At 45.6% G+C, this 20617-nt stretch carries 15 protein-coding genes; 5 read left to right on the forward strand and 10 right to left on the reverse strand.

The features are described 5' to 3' along the window. Window positions 1–104: 104 nt before the first annotated feature. From QZW47_RS11360 to QZW47_RS11390, 7 genes are all read right to left on the reverse strand, one after another. Window positions 105–1277, reverse strand: coding sequence for a hypothetical protein (locus QZW47_RS11360; RefSeq protein WP_293127173.1), 1173 nt, complete (start codon window positions 1275–1277; stop codon window positions 105–107). After that, the gene (locus QZW47_RS11365) at window positions 1267–4779 is read right to left on the reverse strand and encodes a hypothetical protein (RefSeq protein ID WP_293127175.1); all 3513 of its coding nucleotides are present in this window, start codon (window positions 4777–4779) and stop codon (window positions 1267–1269) included. The genes QZW47_RS11360 and QZW47_RS11365 overlap by 11 nt, the downstream gene beginning before the upstream one ends. A 208-nt stretch (window positions 4780–4987) precedes the next feature. Further along, the gene (locus tag QZW47_RS11370; RefSeq protein WP_293127177.1) at window positions 4988–5227 is read right to left on the reverse strand and encodes a hypothetical protein; all 240 of its coding nucleotides are present in this window, start codon (window positions 5225–5227) and stop codon (window positions 4988–4990) included. A 226-nt stretch (window positions 5228–5453) separates the two neighbouring features. After that, window positions 5454–6599 (reverse strand): citrate synthase, encoded by a 1146-nt coding sequence (locus QZW47_RS11375; protein ID WP_293127179.1) that lies wholly within the window; start codon window positions 6597–6599, stop codon window positions 5454–5456. Between the two features lie 224 nt (window positions 6600–6823). Beyond that, window positions 6824–7318, reverse strand: coding sequence for a phosphohistidine phosphatase SixA (sixA, locus tag QZW47_RS11380; protein WP_293127181.1), 495 nt, complete (start codon window positions 7316–7318; stop codon window positions 6824–6826). A 353-nt stretch (window positions 7319–7671) separates the two neighbouring features. Then, on the reverse strand, window positions 7672–8946 hold the full coding sequence (locus tag QZW47_RS11385) for a bifunctional oligoribonuclease/PAP phosphatase NrnA (protein WP_293127183.1): 1275 nt from the start codon (window positions 8944–8946) through the stop codon (window positions 7672–7674). Between the two features lie 241 nt (window positions 8947–9187). After that, entirely contained in the window at window positions 9188–9685 is a 498-nt protein-coding gene (locus tag QZW47_RS11390; protein ID WP_293127185.1) for an HNH endonuclease, read from the reverse strand. A gap of 377 nt (window positions 9686–10062) precedes the next feature. On the opposite strand from QZW47_RS11390, the gene QZW47_RS11395 reads away from it, so the two are divergent. Then, window positions 10063–10494 carry a COP23 domain-containing protein gene (locus QZW47_RS11395; protein WP_293127187.1) on the forward strand — a complete coding sequence of 144 codons (432 nt, stop codon included), beginning with the start codon at window positions 10063–10065 and terminating at the stop codon, window positions 10492–10494. A 334-nt stretch (window positions 10495–10828) separates the two neighbouring features. Here the strand turns inward: QZW47_RS11395 and QZW47_RS11400 are convergent, their stop codons facing one another. Next, window positions 10829–13627, reverse strand: a complete 2799-nt coding sequence (locus QZW47_RS11400) for an AAA-like domain-containing protein (protein ID WP_293127189.1) — start codon at window positions 13625–13627, stop codon at window positions 10829–10831. Window positions 13628–13853: 226 nt separating this feature from the next. Between QZW47_RS11400 and QZW47_RS11405 the strand changes: the two genes are divergently transcribed. Beyond that, on the forward strand, window positions 13854–14642 hold the full coding sequence (locus QZW47_RS11405; RefSeq protein ID WP_293127191.1) for a 5-formyltetrahydrofolate cyclo-ligase: 789 nt from the start codon (window positions 13854–13856) through the stop codon (window positions 14640–14642). A 491-nt stretch (window positions 14643–15133) separates the two neighbouring features. Here the strand turns inward: QZW47_RS11405 and QZW47_RS11410 are convergent, their stop codons facing one another. Continuing rightward, window positions 15134–17002 (reverse strand): AAA-like domain-containing protein, encoded by a 1869-nt coding sequence (locus tag QZW47_RS11410; protein WP_293127193.1) that lies wholly within the window; start codon window positions 17000–17002, stop codon window positions 15134–15136. Between the two features lie 278 nt (window positions 17003–17280). Here QZW47_RS11410 and QZW47_RS11415 point away from each other — a divergent pair, with 278 nt between their 5' ends. From QZW47_RS11415 to QZW47_RS11425, 3 genes are all read left to right on the forward strand, one after another. Next, entirely contained in the window at window positions 17281–17454 is a 174-nt protein-coding gene (locus QZW47_RS11415) for a hypothetical protein (RefSeq protein WP_293127195.1), read from the forward strand. Window positions 17455–17485: 31 nt separating this feature from the next. Next, window positions 17486–17836 carry a hypothetical protein gene (locus tag QZW47_RS11420; RefSeq protein ID WP_293127197.1) on the forward strand — a complete coding sequence of 117 codons (351 nt, stop codon included), beginning with the start codon at window positions 17486–17488 and terminating at the stop codon, window positions 17834–17836. A gap of 261 nt (window positions 17837–18097) precedes the next feature. Beyond that, the gene (locus QZW47_RS11425; protein ID WP_293127199.1) at window positions 18098–19420 is read left to right on the forward strand and encodes a serine hydrolase; all 1323 of its coding nucleotides are present in this window, start codon (window positions 18098–18100) and stop codon (window positions 19418–19420) included. Window positions 19421–20197: 777 nt separating this feature from the next. On the opposite strand, the gene QZW47_RS11430 is transcribed toward QZW47_RS11425, so the two are convergent. Next, the gene (locus tag QZW47_RS11430; protein WP_293127201.1) at window positions 20198–20563 is read right to left on the reverse strand and encodes a DUF4342 domain-containing protein; all 366 of its coding nucleotides are present in this window, start codon (window positions 20561–20563) and stop codon (window positions 20198–20200) included. Between the last annotated feature and the right edge of the window lie 54 nt (window positions 20564–20617).

A 20617-nucleotide genomic window follows, 5' to 3' on the forward strand; every position in this document is an offset into this window, starting at 1 on the left:
GGCAAGATGCCCGTTCCACAAAATTATTTTTTTTTCTGTGGAACGGGCATCTTGCCCGTTCTAAAAGTTAATTAAAAAGACTTTTGCAAGATATATATTCTCCCTCAAAATGCGCCCCAGTAAATTGAACTATCGCCCTTTTTATCGCCGCTATCATTTGCAGGGGATTTAATTTCTGAATTAGCTACAGCGACGGGAGACAAATCGCCCGGTAAAGACCTAATCCGCAACTCGTTTAGCAAACCATTAATATTGTGCGGCTTTGCATCCAGAATACTTGCAAGCGGCAGCAGATTTTGCACTGCATAGTCGCCGAGTTGAGCGTTAATACTCTCTGCTAAATAGCATAGCATAATGTATCTGCTACCGCTACTGATAATATGAAATATTTTATTGAACTCGTCAAAATATTGAGTACCCGGTATAGCTGAAGCGATTTGAGTTTCACCCTCCCAGAATAAATCTACATTAATGTGACTGACTGGCGCAACTTTAGCTTTAGCAATCCAAAGCATATCAAGGATTGGTTCGCAGTCGTGTTCGTGGAAAATCAGCCGCTTTAAACCAAAGCTAAATTCTGGGGAATTGAGCGTTTTTTGCCATTCCAGACACCAATCATTACTTTGAGGATTTAAGGTATTTTTGACAGCCGCCGGACGTTCAACAACATCTTTTAATAAAGAAAGACTTCCGGCAGATTTGGCAAATTTTGGGGAGATTTGCTGGTGCAGTATTCGGTTGGAATCAATGTAATCTTGGCGCCAAGGTGCATCAGGAATCAGAACTTGACAGGCGGGAACCAGCGTGCTGTTTGCAGTAAGCATCGGTGGGTTGTTAACTGTGCACCCTTCTAATAACTGTTGAGATTCTAGGCGGCTGATTACCTCGATTGCATAGTTTTTGTCGGCTGCGTTTAATGGTGTGTTGCTGTACTCGGCTGCTAATTCTTCGAGAAAATCTAGGTAATCTTGCACAACGGGCGAGATTCCTTGTCCTAAAAGCTGATAAACTTCGGAAAATGGATGAGAAATAGCTATAGTTGTGCGGCGGTTCCCAAAAAAAGGCACGTCATCTAAAAAAGCGTGTTTGGGACGCCAAAACTTGCTGCTAGACTCATCCCACAGACATTGACGGCTAGCAAAACGCTGTTGAATTTGCTGGCGTTGTTCCCTGGAAATATTACTTTTGATGAAAGTCTCATCGAGATACTGATAAATTGCCTTGACTGATTGTACTTGTGCGTTTTTATCATCTGGTATTGCAATTTCAAATGTCATTTTCCCAAGTTTTTATTAATGTATCAAAGTGATCGATAACTGTACTGGTATCTACTGGCTGAAAACCCAGTGCATTCCTGATTTCGGGCTTCAGCAAGTCCCGCTGAGGGCGTACAAATAAGAATTTTTGGCTCGCAACTAAGCGAACATCTTGAATAAAACAGATATCTTTAGCGCGATACAGCCTCGGTTCGGGTATCGCAGCAGCGGGATATTCGCTTAGCTTCTGAGGATTTTGCTCGACAGGAAGCCAAGGTTTATCTGCGAGTGTTTCAGACAGTGTTTTGTTGGTGTTGCCAATTTGGGTATGTTTTAGTGCATCCCAATGCTCGACGATGTAGTTAAAAACCGCTATGCAAGCATCGGTTACTGCGCCTGTACCTGAACGGTTGGCTGTTTGAATTAGATTGTCAACACAAGCTACAATATCATCTGCACTCAAGGTTTTTCGCATACCCAAATTCTCGAAAAAGTCGAGCCAGAGTGGATAATCCTGCGAGTAAAATTCCATGTCGGGAATAGCTGCTAAATTTCCCAGAATGTTGCGAATTACTTGACTTTCGGGATTGTAAATTAGTTCGGCAGAGCGCAATCTGCGATCGCCACAGCGTACCAAACGCGCCTTTTTTAGCTCTTGCTGGAATGAAAAAGCATCTTCTCCCGCCTTTTCTAGTTCTTTGCAAGCCTCGCTCAGATTATCTCGAATCCACACCAGCGCGATTAACTGTTCTTCCGGGGCAAACGACGCATATTCAGGCAACAAACACTCGCGAATTAGTCTAGCACGATTCAGTACCGGAACTTGCAAAAGTTGGAACAGTCGCAGCCATTCCCGGTTTTTGTCTGTGCGTAAAAGCCTTAGCGTACCTGCAATTTCCGGCGGTTCGTATCCGCCGCCAGGAAGGTAGACATTTTCATCGGTGAGGGCAACTATTTCGTGGGATGTTGTGGGGTATATTGGAAGTTGACGCAGCTTATTGAGGCTATCTCCGTCGTAATTTGTTGGCTCAGAATCTGCCAGGAAGTTGAGGAGAGACGTATAATGCTGTTGGTGGTATGGTGGCAAACCTCGATCGCACCGCGAAGATACCGTGTCTAGAACATCTGGGCCTGTGAGAAAATAGACTAACAGATTTTGGTGTCGTTGAGCAAATTGGGCGATCGCACTTTTAAGCTTTGCCGGTGCTCGGACAAGTGTCACCCCAAAATACTTTACAGCCTCGATCGTTTCCGCCGTAATATTATCACCACACAACAAAGGAGTGTCAACTTTTCCTCCTTTATAAAGCTTACCATCATTTCCCGGAACCAACGGAACTTTCTTCAATTCCTCGACTGTTTCCTGCGACAGATATCTGTGGGAGATATTGAAAAAATAATTATAAACGAGAGTCAACCAATCTGCATTTGGTGGATGTTGTGCATCAGCTTGCCAATCACATTCCGACTTGGTTGAACTAATTACATGAACCAATTTCTTCGCTACTTCTGTAGCATTCATCTCTGACACGCCAATCATGTTATGTAGAGGCACTACATTGGTTAAATCTTGGTGTAAAAACCATTCTAGATGATTGGCAAATATCTGCCTTGCTGTATCCTCTGAAATGTAAATAGTTCCGATCGGGTTGTTACCAAATACTTGCAGAGTGTTGTTAGCGAGAATAGCTAAGGGTAAACCGCGCAAATCTCGGTGATTGTCGCTGATGCAATAGCGCAGCATATGGGCAATCCACTGTCTATTTTGCAAGCTTGGTTTCGGTGCATCTTGCAACGGCACACCTAGCTGTTGGTTTTCGGTTAAGTGCTGCCGCAAGTTAGCAGCAGTGAATGTTGGCAAGGGCAAACCTGCATCTTTAAAAGCTGCCAAAATAGAGTCTGGTAATGGCGGTTTGGGAATGTCGATATTGTCGGCGCGCAGCGGTGCTAATAATTCGTCCCACCACTTTTTTGAGGGTAGATTTTTGACTGTCGGAGGCGTCACCCATCTGGTGTGTGACATCGCAGGCCCGCTGAATTGACCTTCAATTACAGCGTGTTCTACAGCCGATCGCACAACTGGCCTCTGATACAATAACTGTATGACAAAGCGGTGCAGTTCTTCGAGGGCTTTGCTGACAGTAATTTTGCCAACAGGCCAAAATCTGTAAAATTCCTCTGGCTGATACCTGCCGATATCTTGCACTAAATCAACAATTAAATTAACATAAGCGTGGGACAAAACGTGCTGCGCGAGTAGATGGTTCCAAATAGCTCTCGGTCGGTCTTTTCCAGTTTGTCCGCTGTCGCTGCTGAGGTTGTCGCGCGAACTATTTAAGTTGAAAAAACCGTTAATATGAACGGGCAGCCCAGTTTCGAGGGGAAGCGGCAAAAAACAGTAAACTTTGCCGCTAACAGGTTGAGGATTTCCCTCGGTGCTCACAGCATTAATCCTCGCAGCAGCGCCCGCCCAAGGTAATACTTTTTCTTGGCTTTCGTACATTGCTTGTATGACTTTTGCCAACTCGCCACCTGCGTCTGTGCGAATTAAACTGACTGTTCTCCAAGTTGATTTTGTATTGCGATTTCGGCTAATTGTTTCTATCTCATGGCGGTAAGAAACAGAGACTAAACCTGCTGGATTATTGTGGCACAATTCCAGCAATTTGTCTGGTGTATCGGGAATAGCATTGAGGAGTTGTTGGCGCGATTCTTGTACTTCTTGCTGGTTCTGGGTGACAATTGCGAGAATTTCTTGTCTGGTTCCTTGGCTGTTGGCGGGAATTTCGTAAACTCTAATTTCCTGCACAGATTTCAAAAACAGCAGCAGTTCCTCACCGGAATTAATCAGTTCGTCTAGCAGTTCTTTGACGTTGGATTCGGTAAACGCTTGTTTGCGAATTTCGCTCTTTTCCGCGTGTTCTGCGGTTCTTAAAGGCAAGCGAAACAAAGTGCCTTGAAAATTTGTATCTCCTAATGGCAATCCTCCCGCTGCGTAGACTTGCATAAAATCGGGATATTTTTCGTACCATTTAGTATTGACTAAATTCCACTCGCGCCCGGGTTCCTGTCGAGAAGTGCCAGGAATCGCTGCGCCGTGGGGGTCGAAAAAGATGATGCGATCGCGCGAAATGAAGCTGGGATAATCTGTAACGTGATATATTGCGTTAAATCCGACGCCAAATCTACCAGTTTTCTGCAAGTCTCGCGCCTTCTCGCTTTGTCCCAGACTGCGAATGCTGTCAAAGTCTTTATCTGTAAATACGCGATCGTTGTAGACTAACATCGCCGGCCCCATGAGCTGTATCATGCGATCGTCAGGCAATTGTTTGACCTGATGGTGGTGACGCCAATCCAGAGTAATTTCTACCCGCGTTGCTTTAGCATCGTCAGCATTTTGAATCAACTCTTTGATAATGCCAACGCCTTCGGGATAATCTCGGATAATCCCTCTCAACCGGGCGATTAAGGGTTCGGATTGGTAGAAAGACTTGCCATCAAGTTCGTTGTTGCTGTAAGTCATGGATGTTACGTTCGCTTTCTACCTAATACTATACAAGCAAAGCGTAAATACAAGCAGGATTCCCACGGAGTACCCTACCCAAACAGGACTTATCCAACTAGGACAATTAGTAAGGTGCGTCATCTTAGTAAATCCTAGTTTTTTGTGCTATATCCAAAAATGACGCACCCTACAATTCTTAGCAACGAAGCCAACCATTTTTGTTGACCTAATCTCTATCAAAGAATGTGAGACGAAGTGCTGGTTTTCCACGGTAGTAAGTGCGACAGAACTGTACTTTCTGAGACTCGTATGCGTGGTCTTGGATCGTTCCTTGTGCATCATCGAGAGACATTTCACTCCAGTCAGGAGCGACTAACATAAGACTATTGTTAGCACTGAGTATTTCGTCTAGGTCATTCCAGGAGCCAATCCAGAGCATTTCCTTTGCTGTATTACTGAGACTCATCCTATTTACCTAAGTTGTAATTATCCCACAATTGCAGTTAAACCGTAGGGTGTGTCGCCATCGACAATCCTTCATCAACAGCAACAATCTCATGGCGACGCACCTGTTTTTTTCTAGAGATGAGGAAACAAACCAACATTTTGGTAAGGTGCGTCGCTACTGGAAAAGTCTATTTTTATTGACAGATTTTTGGATGGCGACGCACCCTACGGCTACAGCTTTGAGGTTAAGATGAGAGTCTTTCCTCGATCGCAATATAAGGCTCACCGTGAGTACCCGTATAGATTTGAGTCGGGCGATAGATGCGGTTTGTCTCTAGCTGTTCCTTCCAGTGAGCTAGCCAACCTGCAACGCGGGCGATCGCAAAAACTGGTGTAAACAAGTCTGTCGGAATTCCCATTTTCCGGTAAACTAGACCAGAATAGAAATCTACATTAGCATAAATTCCTTTGTGAGCTAATTTCTCCTCAACTACTTCTTCCAACTTGACAGCAATGTCGTAATAATCATCGCGTCCGAAGTTGTCAAATAACTGTTCAGCTAATCCTTGAAGAATAGTTGCTCTCGGATCTTTCACCTTATAAACTCGGTGTCCGAATCCCATGATTTTGTCCTTGTTTTCAACACTCTTCTCGACAAAAGCCCGCACGTTTTCCACTGAACCAATTTGCTCCAACATCTCAATCACTTCTTCATTCGCTCCCCCATGCAGAGGCCCCGCCAAAGTACCAACTGCTGAAGCAATCACCCCGTAAGGATCTGTCAGCGTCGAAGCTGTTACCATTGCTGAAAATGTAGAAGCATTGATGGTATGTTCCGCATGGAGAGTCAGACAAGCATCAAAAATATTAGCCAACAGCGGATCGGGTTCTTGCTCGTTGAGCATATACAGAAAGTTAGCCGAGTAGTTCAAATCATCCCTAGGCCGCACCGGGTCATTACCCCGCCGCATTTGCTGGAACGCTGCTACCATTGTGGGAATCTTAGCTAGCAGCCGCACTACAGCTTCTCGAATGTATGCTGGGTTAGCCAGAGCTCGGCGCGAGTAAAATAAACCTAAAGCCGCTGCTGAAGCTTGTAGGGCATCCATAGGATGTCCTCTTTCGGGAAAGCATTTCATCATGTCGCGGATGCGATATTTGATCCGGCGGTGATAGCGAATTTCATGCTCGAAAGCTTCTAGTTCTTCCTTTGTCGGAAGTACGCCCCAGATTAATAAATATGAAGTTTCCACAAAGGAACTTTTGAGTGCTAGTTCCTCGATGCTAATCCCGCGATATTCCAGCACCCCTTTTTGTCCGTCTACGTAACTAATACTGGACAAGGTGGCGGGAACACCTTCTAAACCTGGTTTGAATTCGCCGACGACCATTGCGATACCGTGTTGTGTGAGTTGAATCTAATCAAATTACATTAGCAGAAAGCAAGAGAGTGTCACCGTCTTGACAAAGAATCATTCGATCGCGACTCCGGCGTAAGGATGCTCAGAAACTGGCTTTTTCAACGGACTTGCCGATCGCACCCCTAGATATTTTAGCCCCTAAAACCCAGTTTTTGTGTCCGAGAAAGCGGGTAATAGAGGGCGCTTCCCGGTTTCTAGCAGAGCAAAAACTTGGGCCCACTCAGCCAGAACATTTGGCTGCGGCCGACTGGTGAGCCTGTTTCGGGGAGAATTAAGCCGATGATACCTGCTTTTTTGAGAATCAGCGTTTCGTGCGATCGCCCCCAAAGCAAAGTTTCAGCCCAATTGCCCAAATCTGGTTGGTGTCCCACCAAAGCCAAGCTGCTGTTTCCTGTTTCCTGCCACTGTTTGTACCACTTCAGCCAGTCGCCAATGTCTCCTGAGGGTGCCAGGGCGGCGGATTCTGCTATTTGGGAACTCAGATGCGCTGACAACAGGATTTGCGCGGTTTGCGAGGCGCGCAGTAGGGGACTGGCGACAATCAGATCGAACTGAATTTCGAGATTGTACAGGCGCTGGGCGACTTTCCGCGTTTTTCGCTCGCCCTCTTTAGTCAGCGGGCGTTCCTCGTCGGTTTCGTATTCTTCGGGTTCCGCTGCGATGCCGTGACGGACTAGATAGAGATGCACTGTCGCTGTCCTTTTTGATAGTTGTGCGATCGCCCGCGAGCTTTGAAGTTTGGCGCGATCGACATTTCCGGGCTATTTTACAACTGAATTGACATTTGGCGCTGTCGTCTAGTTTACCGTCATCACAGGGGATTTAAGCCCCCACCTTTAGGTGGATTGTTTTTAGGCAGGGGCTTAAATCCCCTGCCTAAAAACTTCGCACTCCTTGCGTCAACTGTCAACTCTTCGACTCCCCTCGACTTCGCTCGGGGCAAGTCGCTCAGCGCAAGCTGTCAACTGTTAAGCTTCTCGGCTGTGCGATCGGTATTTCCCTGCTCTTGCTGGCATAAAAACCAGACCTACAAACTCCAGAGTTAATGATCGTAAACAGGATTATCTTTAGGACTAATTAAATTCAGCAATTTATGCTTAATTTGAGCATCGAATACTTCCCATTTGTGCCTTGCATAGTCGCTGTTCTCATTGCCGCCGGAAAGAAATCCTACCGGAATTTCAAAACCTCCAGCTTGACTTCTGCCGCCTCCAAAAAAGCGTCCTTGAGCATCTTGACCGAAGGCTTCTTTAATGAATTCGTCGGGGTCGAGAGTTAGTTTATTCGTTCGCAGCGAGCCGATTACTACTTCGATTTCTTCGTCTTTGTCGTGAACAATGGCGTAAACAACTGCTGTGTGTACGTTCTCTTCTGTTACTAGAAAGTCCGCTGCTTGGGGAATGGAATCGCGATCGTCATAACGGAGGTAGCCGATGCCCGCGATCGAGAAATTGTTCTGGACGATGCGGTGTTTGAGCGATCGCTCGATCGCATCCATCACCCATTTAGAACGAGACGACTGTAACACCGCATTCAGCAACTGCGGGTCATAAAATCGGCTCAAATAAGCCGCAGCTAAAAAATCCTCCTCCTGAGCTTGTCTGAGGGCGTTGGTATCCGATCGCAAACCGTGCATCAAAGCTGTAGCGCACTTGACGTGCTGGCTGATACTGCTGTCGAGAGTTAGCATTCCGGCCTGCAAATATTCGGTAAAAATCGTGGCTGTAGCGCGGATATCCGGGCGCAAATGCGTAAATTCTGCGTTGATTTCCCCCTGCAAACTGTGGTGATCGATCACTGCTGCGATCGGCACTCCAGCCCCTAAAATAAACTCAGTTAAGTTACAAGTCGTGCCTTGGTTGTCAATAAAAACACAGCCCTGATACACCGACAAATCCTTCGTTTTTGTCGTTTCCAGCGTCCAGCGCTGCAACGGTAATCCGGTTAATCTAACTAAAGCAATATTTTCTTGGTGGCTGAGGGCGCCGGCGTAGATCATCTCGCATTGAATATCGTACTGTTCGGCGATTAATTTGTAAGCCCAAGCGCTCGAAAGTGCGTCGGGGTCGGGAAAATCTTGTAATAATATTAACTGGCGATCGCCTCGGTGTCGATCGAACATTTGGCGCAATTGCTCGATTTTGCGATCGTGCAATTCCTCCCGCAGACTGGGGCGATTCTCTTCTAAAACAACTTCTACTTTGTGGCGCCGTTTCCCGGGCGTGCTGGCTGCGGGTACAACCTCGCGAACGGGGTCAACCTCAGCTTCGCGATCGTCAGACATATCATCAGAATGGGTAGTAGGGTGCTCTTTCATTGTTAAAAATTCACAATCTAATTCTATCAGGACTGGCGCGCCAAAAGCGCTCAAACCCGGTTTATTTTTAGGTGGGGCGGTGTCATACCCAATAAGATTGCTGGCGGGAAACCCGATTTAAGAGCGTAAATTCTGTGTTTAAATTAACTATTTAACTCCAGACTATCGGGCGCGGCGACTGGGCACCGCCTCCAACTCCTAACTTTCGCAAAAAACCCCCGCGCTTGCTTGCGACAGGGGTTTAAAGGCCGATTACATATTTTTGCCATTCTTTGTGCATACCACTCTTAACGTGTTTAGTCACTTCAAAATAAAGACCGCTGTGAGGTTTCCTCGGCGGATAGCGCAGCAGCATTCCGGCTTCTTTTGGGGTGCGGCTGCCTTTATGGACATTGCAGCGCACGCAGGCTGTAGCGAGGTTTTCCCAACTGTCGCCTCCCCCGCGCGATCGGGGAATCACGTGATCTAGCGTCAAATCGTCCCCAGTATACCCACAGTATTGACAAGAGTGCGCGTCTCGATGCAAGATGTTCCGGCGGGTCAACGGAATATCCTTATAGGGAACTCGGACGTAATGCCGCAGTCGGATCACAGTTGGTAGCGGGAAGTTTGGCGCGATAAATTTCCCGTTATGTTCTACCTGTTCTGCTTTTCCTTTCAGCAACAAAACTACCGCTCTTCGCCAATTGGTGATGTTGAGCGGTTCGTAGGAGGCATTCAGCACCAGAACATTGCCCATTGTTGATTATTAAAGAGAAGATTTTTATCGATGCTAACACAGGTTCCAATTTAGGGGGGGCAGCCTCTGTCAGGGCAAGGCTCAACAAAAAACTGTGAAAAACCGCACCTTTACCCTATCCTTCGCGCCCGGGCCCCTGTGGCTGCACCTAATTTCTGCCTTGGGTGCGTGTGGCGACAGGATTTTTCCCTAAGTTTAACCCCTTATGAGGCCAGTACGGGCGATCGGCAAAACTTTATAGAACCAATTTTATTTTTTTCCCTAAATGCCTAATCTTCCCGGCAAGCAGCCGTCTAACTTTTTAGAGTATTAGTAACCATAAATTAAAAAGCTTATCACTGCCCATGAAATTTCGGGTCTTAAAGTCAGTTTTTAGCGTGTCAATTATTGCCCTCGCAGCGCCGATTTTAGCAAACAGTCCCGCCTTTGCCCAAACCCCGTCATTTTTCTGTGGCGCTGCTGGCGGCCGCCCAGCGACAATTGCTGTCCAACAAGGCAAAAATATTCCGGTTATTCTGTGGCTGGCGGACAACTATTTTAATGAATCCGGAGAAGACACAATTACTCGCTGCACACGAGTCTCGGGAATTCTCAACAACTCACAATCCCAAGGAAGCTGGGACAATACAGTCACAGCAGGTGCCTCTGGCAGCGGTCAACAAATTATTTGTGCAGCTAATCCTCAAGACGGTTCCTGTAGATTATTATATCAAGTACCTAGAGGGCAAAATCCCGAACAAGCCCGACAAGAACTCTTACGAAGAGTCAAAAATCCTAATCTAAATACTTCGCCTGTTCAAGTAAATTAAACAGTTGACAGTTGACAGTTGACAGTTGACAGTTGATAGTATTTGTAGGGTGTGTCGCCATCGATAATCCCCAAAAAAAAGAGCGACAATCTCATAGCGACGCACCGCACACACCATACAAACCATAATAGATGTGGCAAAAATAGCTAGGAACGGGCTCTTCGGCCCGTTCCACAAAATTTCTTTTCTGTGGAACGGGCATCTTGCCCGTTGCAAAATTTGATTAAAAGCGACAATCTCATAGCGACGCACCGCACACACTACAAACCAGGACAAAAAAAATCCATCGGTAGGGAAACGGCATTGCCGTATCCGTATTTTCCCGGGTTTTTTACTACTGACAAATAGTAGAAACCCTTCTCAAATACTCCGGTTGATTGCTAAGAAAATTGCAGCTTTGCTTCAGCAATTCTGCCAACCCTTCAACCTGTCTCAGCCAAACAGTGCCGTTACTTCCAGCTACAGCAATTTGCTTTCCATCTCCACTCCAGGCGACACTAACAACATTCTCCTCAAACTCAAATTGAGCAACCTGCCGCCCCGCTAAATTCCACAGCCGCACAGTCTTGTCAATTCCCACAGTAGCCAGCCGTTCTCCGTCGGGACTAAAACTAATTGATTTCGCATCTAAATGCAAGGTGTCAAATTCACTAACTAATTGTTTTCCTGACAGATTCCACAGCCCAACTCTGCCATTTAATGTTACTGTGGCAAAGCGATACTGCTGTTTGTCTGCACTGAAACTGATACCAATTGCTTGAACTGGGAGTGTTTTTTTGAGTTGTCCAGATAAATCCCAAATTCTGACGGTAGATTGGCTATCTAAAGTTGTTAAAAATTTGCCATCAGGGCTAAAATTTATGCCGATCACTAAACCGTTGTGATTGGGCAATTTAACACTATACGATATTAACTTTGGCAGTTGTGACACTTTCCAAATTGCAGCCATGGTGTCTATTCCTGCTGCCGCTAACAACTTGCCTTCCGGACTAAAACTGATGCTGGTAACAGAGCCTTTAATTCCTGGCAATTTTGAAAGATTTTTACCTGATAAATTCCATAATTTAACTGTACTGTCCCTGCCGGCAGTCGCTAAAAATTGACCGTCAGGGCTAAAGCTAACCATGTTTACTGACTGTTGTAAAGCTTTCCATTCAGCAACTTTCTGCCCAGAAAAATTCCAAATCTTAACTTTATCGTCTATGCCTGCGGTTGCCAAGATTTTACCATCCGGGCTAAAGCTGACGCTGGTAACAGCACCTGCATGAGCGGGTATATTCATCTTTCTTTGCTGCGGAAATGAGAGGGCTTTTATTTGTGGTTTTTTGCTGATTTTATCAAGGATAAATTGTAGGGCTAACAGCGGTCTAGTTGCAGGATATTGTTCGAGATGGGTTGTATTTTTAACTATATTTTTTAATTTTTTACCTGAGGCGATCGCCCTGAGCAATGCTTCGGATAAAGCTTCGGTATTTTCGGTTTTTTGAGATACTGCCAACAGTAAAGCATCGCTGCCATTTTGTTCGATTTCAATGCTTGCTTGTGCGAGTTTGAACCGCTGGTAAGCGAGAGTTGAAAAACCGATCGCCCCAACCAACGATCCTGCGAGTACCGCCGAACCAATGCCGATCCACTGTTGGGCTTTTTGCTTGGCTGCGCCAGCTTCACTCAAAGCTGTTTCGGCATCGCGCGCCGCTTTTTGGGTTTCTAGTGTAGCTGCAAGCAGCAGTTGATTTTGGTGGCTGAGAATCTGTTTTTGGCTGGCTGTCAAAAATTGAAAGTCTTCGTTTCTCAAACTTTTATCTGCCGCCCAAACTAAGGCTGACTGCAAATCTTCCCCTCGCAACAGTTGGGAATTATCTTGAGAGTTAGAATTTAACCAAACTTTGATTGCTTCCGAGTAAGGCGAGAGTTTTTCTAATTTTTTTGCGATTAACTCTTGGTTAAATACAGCTTGATAAATAGGATTAGAAATTGTCAGTTTTTCCCGGCGTTTGACGATCAATCCACTCAATCGCAATTCCATTTGTTCCGCACTACCATCGGGGACAATTTCAATTTGCTGTAAAACTTGTTGGTACAATCCCAGTCTTCTGATAATCCGCTGGTTTTCTCCCAAAAGCCGATCGCGAATTGTAGACAAATGTTCGGGCACATCCTGAGATTCCCAATGCTCCACAATCTTCAACCGTACCACTTCCTCAACCCAAGCTTGGGGATTTTGAATCCTATCTTCCTCCCCCCCTTGACAAAGATTGTGAATCAAATCTTGCTCCCCCCCTTGACAAGGGGTGTGAATCAAATCTTGCTCCCCCCCTTGACAAGGGGGGGCTGGGGGGGGTGCATTTTCAATTAAGAGTTTGCACAGCTTTTGAGTCAAAAAAGGTTGCCCGCCAGTCCAATACAAAACCTCTCTCAAAACATCAGCAGAGCGGTCTGTAATCTCTGCCAACCCCGCTGCTAGGGGTTGAGCTTCTGTTTCGTCAAAACCAGTTAATTCGATCGCCCTGCCGATATTAAAAGGCGTGTTGCTAACCAAATTCTTGTCGCGGCACAGATCCGCCGGCGATGCTACGCCTAGGAGTGCCCACGTCAGCCGATCGAACTCTGAGTTATTGGCGCGCTTGTTGTAGCACGATCGAATTAGGGCTAGGAAATCATCAGCGGGGAAATCCAGGGCGAGAATGCTGTCGATTTCGTCGATAAAAATGACAATATTGCTGCGAATATTAGCTAACAGTACGGTTTCGATGAATTCGCTCAATCTTTGCACCGGAGTTAAAAAATTGCGATCGCGCCACCAAGTCCGCACGTTGACAACATCCGACAGATTAAAGTTATTTTCGAGAATGCGAAGTAACCCAGCATACCACTGTTCGGGAGTCACGCCGCGGTTGCCGATTTCCGAAATGTCGATCGCAGCACAAGCAATTCCCTGATGTCTGAGCCGTTGAATTGTCCGCACCTGCAAGCTAGACTTGCCCATTTGCCGCGAATTCAAAACATAGCAAAATTCCCCCGCCTTCAATCCGTTATAGAAGTCGTCATCTGCTTGACGCTTCACGTAATTCGGAGCATTATTGGTGAGACTGCCGCCGACTTGATAGTATGATGGTTGGGGATTTGCGCTCATTACCTAGTTTTTGCAGATAAAATCAGTCTGTAGTGCGATCGCTAATTTGATTGTATAATAAAGTGAACAAATCAGCTTCTTAGCTGGCGAAAATAAATGTTCAGTCGATCGCACTATCGCCCCAGAAACCCGGTTTCTTTGTAGATTTTTCGTAACCCGCGAAAAGACTCCTAGAAACCGGGTTTCTTAGCCCACGCGCTATCCTTTTTATGAAATTCGGCAAGCTATGAATACCGAGTGGAGTGGCCACCATCACGACAAAGACCAATTAAGAGCAGAAATTTGGTCATCTCTAAAACAAAATAACGCATCAATTGGTGATCCATTCGGACACATCCCCAATTTTGTCGGTGCAGAAAAAGCTGCCGAACTTCTGACAAAATTACCAATTTGGAAACAAGCAATAGCAATCAAGTGCAACCCAGATTCGCCGCAAATTCCCGTGCGACTGCGCGCTTTGCAAGACGGGAAACGCTTGTATATGGCTGTTCCAAGATTAACTGATCGGCGCTGTTTTGTCGAATTAACCGCAGAGGAATTGCACAGCCGCAACATCCCGCTAGCCGAAGCTGCGATCGCCAAAACAGCAGTCAAGTGCGGGCGGTTAGTGAGTTTTGCAGAAATGCAGCCAATTGACTTAGTAATAGTCGGTTGTGTAGCGGTAACTCGCGACGGGGGACGCACTGGAAAAGGTGCAGGATTTGCTGATTTGGAACTGGCGATGCTGGCGGAATTTGGATTAGTAAAAACTGATAGTCCGATTGTCACAACAGTGCATTCTTTGCAAATTGTGGCAGATTCGCGCTTGCCAATGCAAGCTCACGATTGGCCGCTGGATTGGGTTGTGACTCCCGATGAGGTAATTGCAACTAATACAATTTATCCGCGTCCAACGGGATTAAACTGGGATAAATTGCGGGCGGAACAGTTGGCAAATATTCCTATTTTGCGAAAGTTGGAAGCGAAGTTTTTAGATCGGAAAACGAACCGCGAAGGCGCTAAGGACGCGAAGTAAGAAAGGAAGAAGCAGGTAATTTCACAGCAGCATTATTCATGTGAATGCAATAAGTAAGGTTCGTAGTGCGTCCTGGCGTCCGCTCTCCTGCTGCGGACGCCAGGACGCACTACGAACTATGATTGTTATGGTAAGCGACCGGACATGATATAAAATCTAATTTGCCGCCATAATGCGCCACATAATGAAAACAGTCAAGCCGAGATAGCAAAACACGGTTATCCAATCTAGCCAATTATCGGAGGTTATCAAAAATATATCGTTCATGGGCTGGGTTTAGTTTAAGTTTTTTCTAGTGTTTGACTGGATTTTACACTAAATCGGGTTTGACTACTTTAGACAATAAACAAGATTTTACAAACAAGTTTTTCAATCAATTTTTGGGACGCTGCTCAAAGCCCATCCCACAAGAAAGAAGAAGTGTGGGATGGGCTTTGAGCAGCGTCACAGTTAATTTGGCACTCGGGTATAAGATTTATCCAACAGGTTGATTATGCAATTTGACTCAAGTGCGATCGAAAATATTGTCGATACAGTTCGCATCTCGGCACACATTCATTTCCCTGCAATTTCACTAATCCCAAGCTATCTAATTTAAATGCCTGCATTGCTTTTAATTGCACCGGAGAATCTGCTGCTGCAATTTCTCTCATTCCTTGGGCTAATTCTGGATATTCTTCTAAATTCCACAGTTGGCGGCGCAGGTGATCGTTATAAATTCCGGCATCGCTGGTAGCATTTTCTTTTAATTCATCGAGGGTCAAATCCGATCGCGAAATGTGATATAGTGCAACTCGCACTAAATACGGATGACCGCCGACTATTGCCATCAGTTGCTCAACTTCCGCATCCGCCCACTGTAAATTGTGGCGCGCTGCTAAATCTTGGATTTGCTGGTGGTTGAATTCCGGCAAGTCTACGGGTAAGCCGACATTGAAAGGCGATTGATTGATGTTCATCGGGATGTATACTTCGGTGGAGTGAACTACAATTAGTCGTAATTTTTTCCAGATGTCGCGCCGCTTCGATTCTTCGTGCCACGCCCGCAGCAGTCCTAAAAAGTCTTCGGCTATGTCGGGATATTGGAAAACGCGATCGATCTCGTCTAATCCTAAAATTAAAGGACTGTCGATTTGTGGTAAAATGTATTTCTCGAAGTAATCTTTGCAGTTGACTTTGCTGCCGAAAATATCGTCCCAGTAATCGTCTAATTGATTTGCTAAGTGCAACTCGCGCCCGACGTAAGCGCAAAACCATTTTAAGAATTTATCTAAGTTGGCGAATACGGCTTTATCTACTAACTGAAAAGTTAGCGGCACTGTGCAATAACCTTGACGGCTGCCGTGATGCAAAATTTTTGCCATCAAAGATGTTTTGCCCATTTGTCTTGGTGCTTTGATTCTAATTAAGGCGCTGGGCTGTACAATTGTTTGATAGCAGCGTTCTTCGATGGGCGAACGTTCTACATAAAATTGAGAGGCGACATCGACTTGTCCTCCCGGTAATTCTGGTTCGGCGGCGGGTTGCGGTATTTCGTCGCTGCTAATTTCTAATACTTGGTTTGGACTAAAATCTTCTGGTTGTTCTTTGACTGTTCCGGGAGTTTCTGCTAGCAACTTTAGCACTTCTTCGATCAAAATTGGAGTGTCCGCGCTGGTTTGCCATGCCCTCTGTTCAATGCGGTACAGGTAGCCGCGCAAATCGTGGTTTAGGGGCGCGTTTAGCCCAAAGCCGACGCGAATCGGTAAAATTATTGGTTTTTTTTCGAGACGGGAATCTTGCAGTTCTTTTGCTTGCTGGACTTGATATGTCAGCAGTTCGCTTTGGCTGCCTCCCGGCGGCAGTAGCAACAGCAAGTAATCGCATTCTTTGAGGAAATAGTTAATGCGATCTAACCAATTATCTCCTAATCTAATGTTATTTTCGGCGGTAAAGACTGTATGACCGATCGCGCTTAATGCCATTTCTAACTGTTTTCCCAATTCGCGATCGGGTTCGGCGCTGCGATAACTGACAAATACTTTAACACTCCTGCTGCTTGTGGCTGTTTCCCCTGCTGCGGGTAAATTGTCCGACTCGCCGATATCTTCGGCATCGTCTAGTTTAGCCGATCGGTGGTCGCCATTCGCCAGAGTCAGCTCAAAAGCCGCGAACAATTGACGAATCTTGCTTAAATCAGCACCTTCTCTACCTTGCTTAATTTTGCTGACAGTATCCGCACCGACGCCACACTCGGCCTCGATTTCCGTGAGAGTTCCTCTAATGTTATATCGGTCTGACCATTCTTGCAGCGCTTCGTTAAGTTTCTTTAAGCCCGGGGCTGTGAGAATTCGACCGCGATCGCGTTTTGACTTGAGCACTTCTGTTGCACTGAAATGGGAAGGAATCTAGGAAGTTTAACGCCTTAAGTCCTTATTTTAAAGGATTTTAAGGAAGATAGTCACCCAGCCGGAATTTAAGTAATTTTACTACGCCCGGGGTTTTGGGCGATCGATTCCTCAAACTCTTTCCTGATAACGCCTTCGCCCTGTGAATATATTTCAAGAGAAGAAAGTTTTCTTAACTCCCCAATCTCCCCTGCTAATCGCCGCTTAATTTTTTAAAGTAGATACATCAAGCAAAACACAGGAGCATCACCATGAACAAAATCTTACACCGATTGGCTATGGCCGCCTTAGGAACTGCTTCAATTGTGACAATTAATACACTTAATAATTTAACAGAAGCATCGGCCGCTGGTAAATTTGACCAACCCACAATTCATCAGAACACCATTTTTCCAATTGCTGTCCCCCATCAGTTGCATAAATAGAGAAATTCATTCATTTCATTAAGGAGAAGTTATGAAATCTACACTTTGCTCGCCGCAACCTGCCGCTATAGAATGTCATTTAGCTGATGCTGATGCGATCGATGCCTGCACTGCACTTGCATGGGTTGAATTGGTGGCGTTAGATAACAGCGCTCTCACGGGCGATGATTGGCTGGTGCTGTGCGATGATATTGATAGCGGGGAAATCTACCGCGGCTGGTTTCTGTGGCAGGATCGCGAAGTTAGCGGTAATTGGGAAGCTTACGACCATTTGAGCGATCGCCGATTTGTTGCTCAAACCAAAGTTTTTGCCGAAAGTGCGATCGACTCTATCGAAGATGCGAGAAATCGGGCGATCGCACAACTAGAATTTGTACTCTAAACCAAATACAATGCGCGCCCAGGAAACAATAATTCGTGACTGAATCAAGTTTCGTACCTACGCGAGACGAGAATAAACAGGTGTCATATAACCGGATGCGATATGATTCCCGGAAACCTAATATTCTCAAATAAAATAATAAAAATTACGGGTGCGGGCAAGAGTTGACTGTATGATGCTAGGTGGTTTGCCTCGAAAGCAGTTGAAACAAAGCTTTCAACCGCTTTCTCGTTGCAGCCGTTCAACTCTTACTCCTCACACATGACTCCAAAACTGCAATGGCTGTTGCCGGCTTTAATTAGTGTTTTGTCGATCGCCCTACCTGCCAAATCTGACACACTCACATCCTGGCACTTCGACACCCGCCAAAATCAACTGAATTTAACCACAGATTCAGGAGTCGAACCAGAAGTTAAACTGATCGCCAATCCCACCCGCCTAGTAATTGACTTGCCGGGAATAGTCTTAGAATATCCCGAAAGTCCTCAAAATTACAACTCAGCTATCCAAGAAATTAGAGTCGGGCAATTTGATAGCGAAACCGCCAGGTTAGTGATACAATTAACTCCCGGTTATAAATTAGACCCGCAAAAAGTCCGAGTAATTAGAGAATCTGCCACTCGCTGGTCATTTCAGTTACCAAATCCCGAGCAACTAGCAGCAAACGAGTCTTTGCCACCAGTAGCTATTACCCAAGTAGAACAAAAATCCGCTCAAGTTCCCTTAACTGTTGCTGACGCAACTCCCAGAAACTCTGCTGCTGATTTAGCGATGCGGGCGGGTTCGGAAATGAGCGCCATTAAGCCACAAGTCGAAAGTGCGATCGCACAATACAAGTCCCTCAGCGCCGGAATGTTCTTTCTGGATTTAGATACAGGAGAATATTTGGATATCAAAGGCGATCGAGTATTTCCGGCCGCGAGTACAATCAAACTGCCAATCCTCATGGCATTTTATCAAGATGTAGACGCAGGCAAAGTTAGCCTCGACGAAACATTAGTTATGAAGTCAGACTTAGTAGCCAGCGGTTCTGGAACCATGCAAGACGAACCAGATAACACTCGGTTTAGCATCAGAGAAACCGTAGATAAAATGATTACCATCAGCGACAACACAGCCACAAACATGATTATCGAACGTTTGGGGGGAATTGCTAAACTCAACGAGCGTTTTCGCACTTGGGGATTAACTGATACCAGAATTCGCAATTGGCTCGGCGATTTTCAAGGTACAAATACCACAAGTTCTGTAGACATGGTAAAATTGCTGTCAATGCTGTCTCGCGATAAATTACTTTCCGAATCTAGTCGAGAACAAGCTTTAGAATTATTGCGGAATACCACAACTAGAACATTATTGCCTTCGGGTTTGGGACGAGGAGCCGTGATTGCTGACAAAACCGGAGATATCGGTTTTGTGGTTGGCGATGCAGGCATAATTGATATGCCAAATGGCAAGCGTTATTTAGCCGCAATTTTTGTCAAACGTCCTTACAACGATCCGATTGTCAGAGATTTTGTGGGCAGAATTTCGCGGATTGTCTACAATTATTTAGATCGGCCTTCAGCCAAAGCCTCGAATTAAGCTGTTGAGCATTTCTCTTTTTCAGACTCTGCCTAGGGTAAAATGAGACTAGAAATACCGAGGCTCTTCCTCGATTATATGCGTTACCAGGCAGAGGCTAGTAACGAGAGTAATGCCATTACAAGCGAAAGCGAAGCAATCGCCAACTCTGGGATTGCTTCGCTTCACTCGCAATGACAAATTATATTGTTTCCTCGATTATATGCGTTACCAGGCAGAGGCTAGTAACGAGAGTAATGCCATTACAAGCGAAAGCGAAGCAATCGCCAACTCTGGGATTGCTTCGCTTCGCTCGCAATGACAAATTATATTGTTTCCTCGATTATATGCGTTACCAGGCAGAGGCTAGTAACGAGAGTAATGCCATTACAAGCGAAAGCGAAGCAATCGCCAACTCTGGGATTGCTTCGCTTCGCTCGCAATGACAAATTATATTGTTTCCTCGATTATATGCGTTACCAGGCAGAGGCTAGTAACGAGAGTAATGCCATTACAAGCGAAAGCGAAGCAATCGCCAACTCTGGGATTGCTTCGCTTCGCTCGCAATGACAAATTATATCGTTTCCTCGTTTTCAGGCTCTGCCTGGAAATGAATACCAAGAGGCTCTGCCTCCGGTAAAATGAGACTCGAAACAGCGAAGCAGAGCTTCTAGATATGCGTTAACAGCCTCTTCCTGGTAACGAGAGTATTTCCGATGTTACGGGATTTGATATTAGATGACAAATGACAAATGACCAATGACCAATGACAAATGACCAATGACAAATGACAAATGACTACTCTTTCCGCTCGATAACCACAGTCAAATGAGCCACTACTGCCCCAACTGTCGCCAGTACAGCAGCAATGGGAAATACCACAGCCCCTGCAACCCCACCTACCAATCCGGCCATCAGGGGAATGTCTGCTAAAATCCGCCCTTGGGGGTTTTTGATGACGAGGCGGCGGAGTTTTCCTTGCAGGATTAATTCTTTGACTTTACCAATTAAACTGTCGGCGCTAATTTTAAATTCTTCCACTCTAACTTTCTCCTCTGTTACAAATTCTGAGGTGAATAAAGGAGTTTCAACTGTTGGGTTGGCTGCCTCTGCTGCTGTGTTGTCTTGGATGATTGTTGCTTGTTGTTCTAGTTGTGAGTTCATTTTGTGTAGGGCAGGCGAACACCAGCCGTTAAATTTCTATACTTCTATCTTGCC

It is taken from the genome of Microcoleus sp. bin38.metabat.b11b12b14.051 (genome assembly GCF_013299165.1).
Lineage (GTDB): Bacteria > Cyanobacteriota > Cyanobacteriia > Cyanobacteriales > Microcoleaceae > Microcoleus.

Bases quoted from the DNA above. Each gene is read 5' to 3' on its own strand.
- QZW47_RS11405 (WP_293127191.1), top strand. From the start codon at position 13,854: ATGAATACCGAGTGGAGTGGCCACCATCACGACAAAGACCAATTAAGA.
- QZW47_RS11425 (WP_293127199.1), top strand. From the start codon at position 18,098: ATGACTCCAAAACTGCAATGGCTGTTGCCGGCTTTAATTAGTGTTTTG.
- QZW47_RS11365 (WP_293127175.1), bottom strand. From the start codon at position 4,779: ATGACTTACAGCAACAACGAACTTGATGGCAAGTCTTTCTACCAATCC.
- QZW47_RS11390 (WP_293127185.1), bottom strand. From the start codon at position 9,685: ATGGGCAATGTTCTGGTGCTGAATGCCTCCTACGAACCGCTCAACATC.
- QZW47_RS11430 (WP_293127201.1), bottom strand. From the start codon at position 20,563: ATGAACTCACAACTAGAACAACAAGCAACAATCATCCAAGACAACACA.
- QZW47_RS11420 (WP_293127197.1), top strand. From the start codon at position 17,486: ATGAAATCTACACTTTGCTCGCCGCAACCTGCCGCTATAGAATGTCAT.
- QZW47_RS11375 (WP_293127179.1), bottom strand. From the start codon at position 6,599: ATGGTCGTCGGCGAATTCAAACCAGGTTTAGAAGGTGTTCCCGCCACC.
- QZW47_RS11400 (WP_293127189.1), bottom strand. From the start codon at position 13,627: ATGAGCGCAAATCCCCAACCATCATACTATCAAGTCGGCGGCAGTCTC.
- QZW47_RS11385 (WP_293127183.1), bottom strand. From the start codon at position 8,946: ATGAAAGAGCACCCTACTACCCATTCTGATGATATGTCTGACGATCGC.
- QZW47_RS11370 (WP_293127177.1), bottom strand. From the start codon at position 5,227: ATGAGTCTCAGTAATACAGCAAAGGAAATGCTCTGGATTGGCTCCTGG.
- QZW47_RS11415 (WP_293127195.1), top strand. From the start codon at position 17,281: ATGAACAAAATCTTACACCGATTGGCTATGGCCGCCTTAGGAACTGCT.
- QZW47_RS11360 (WP_293127173.1), bottom strand. From the start codon at position 1,277: ATGACATTTGAAATTGCAATACCAGATGATAAAAACGCACAAGTACAA.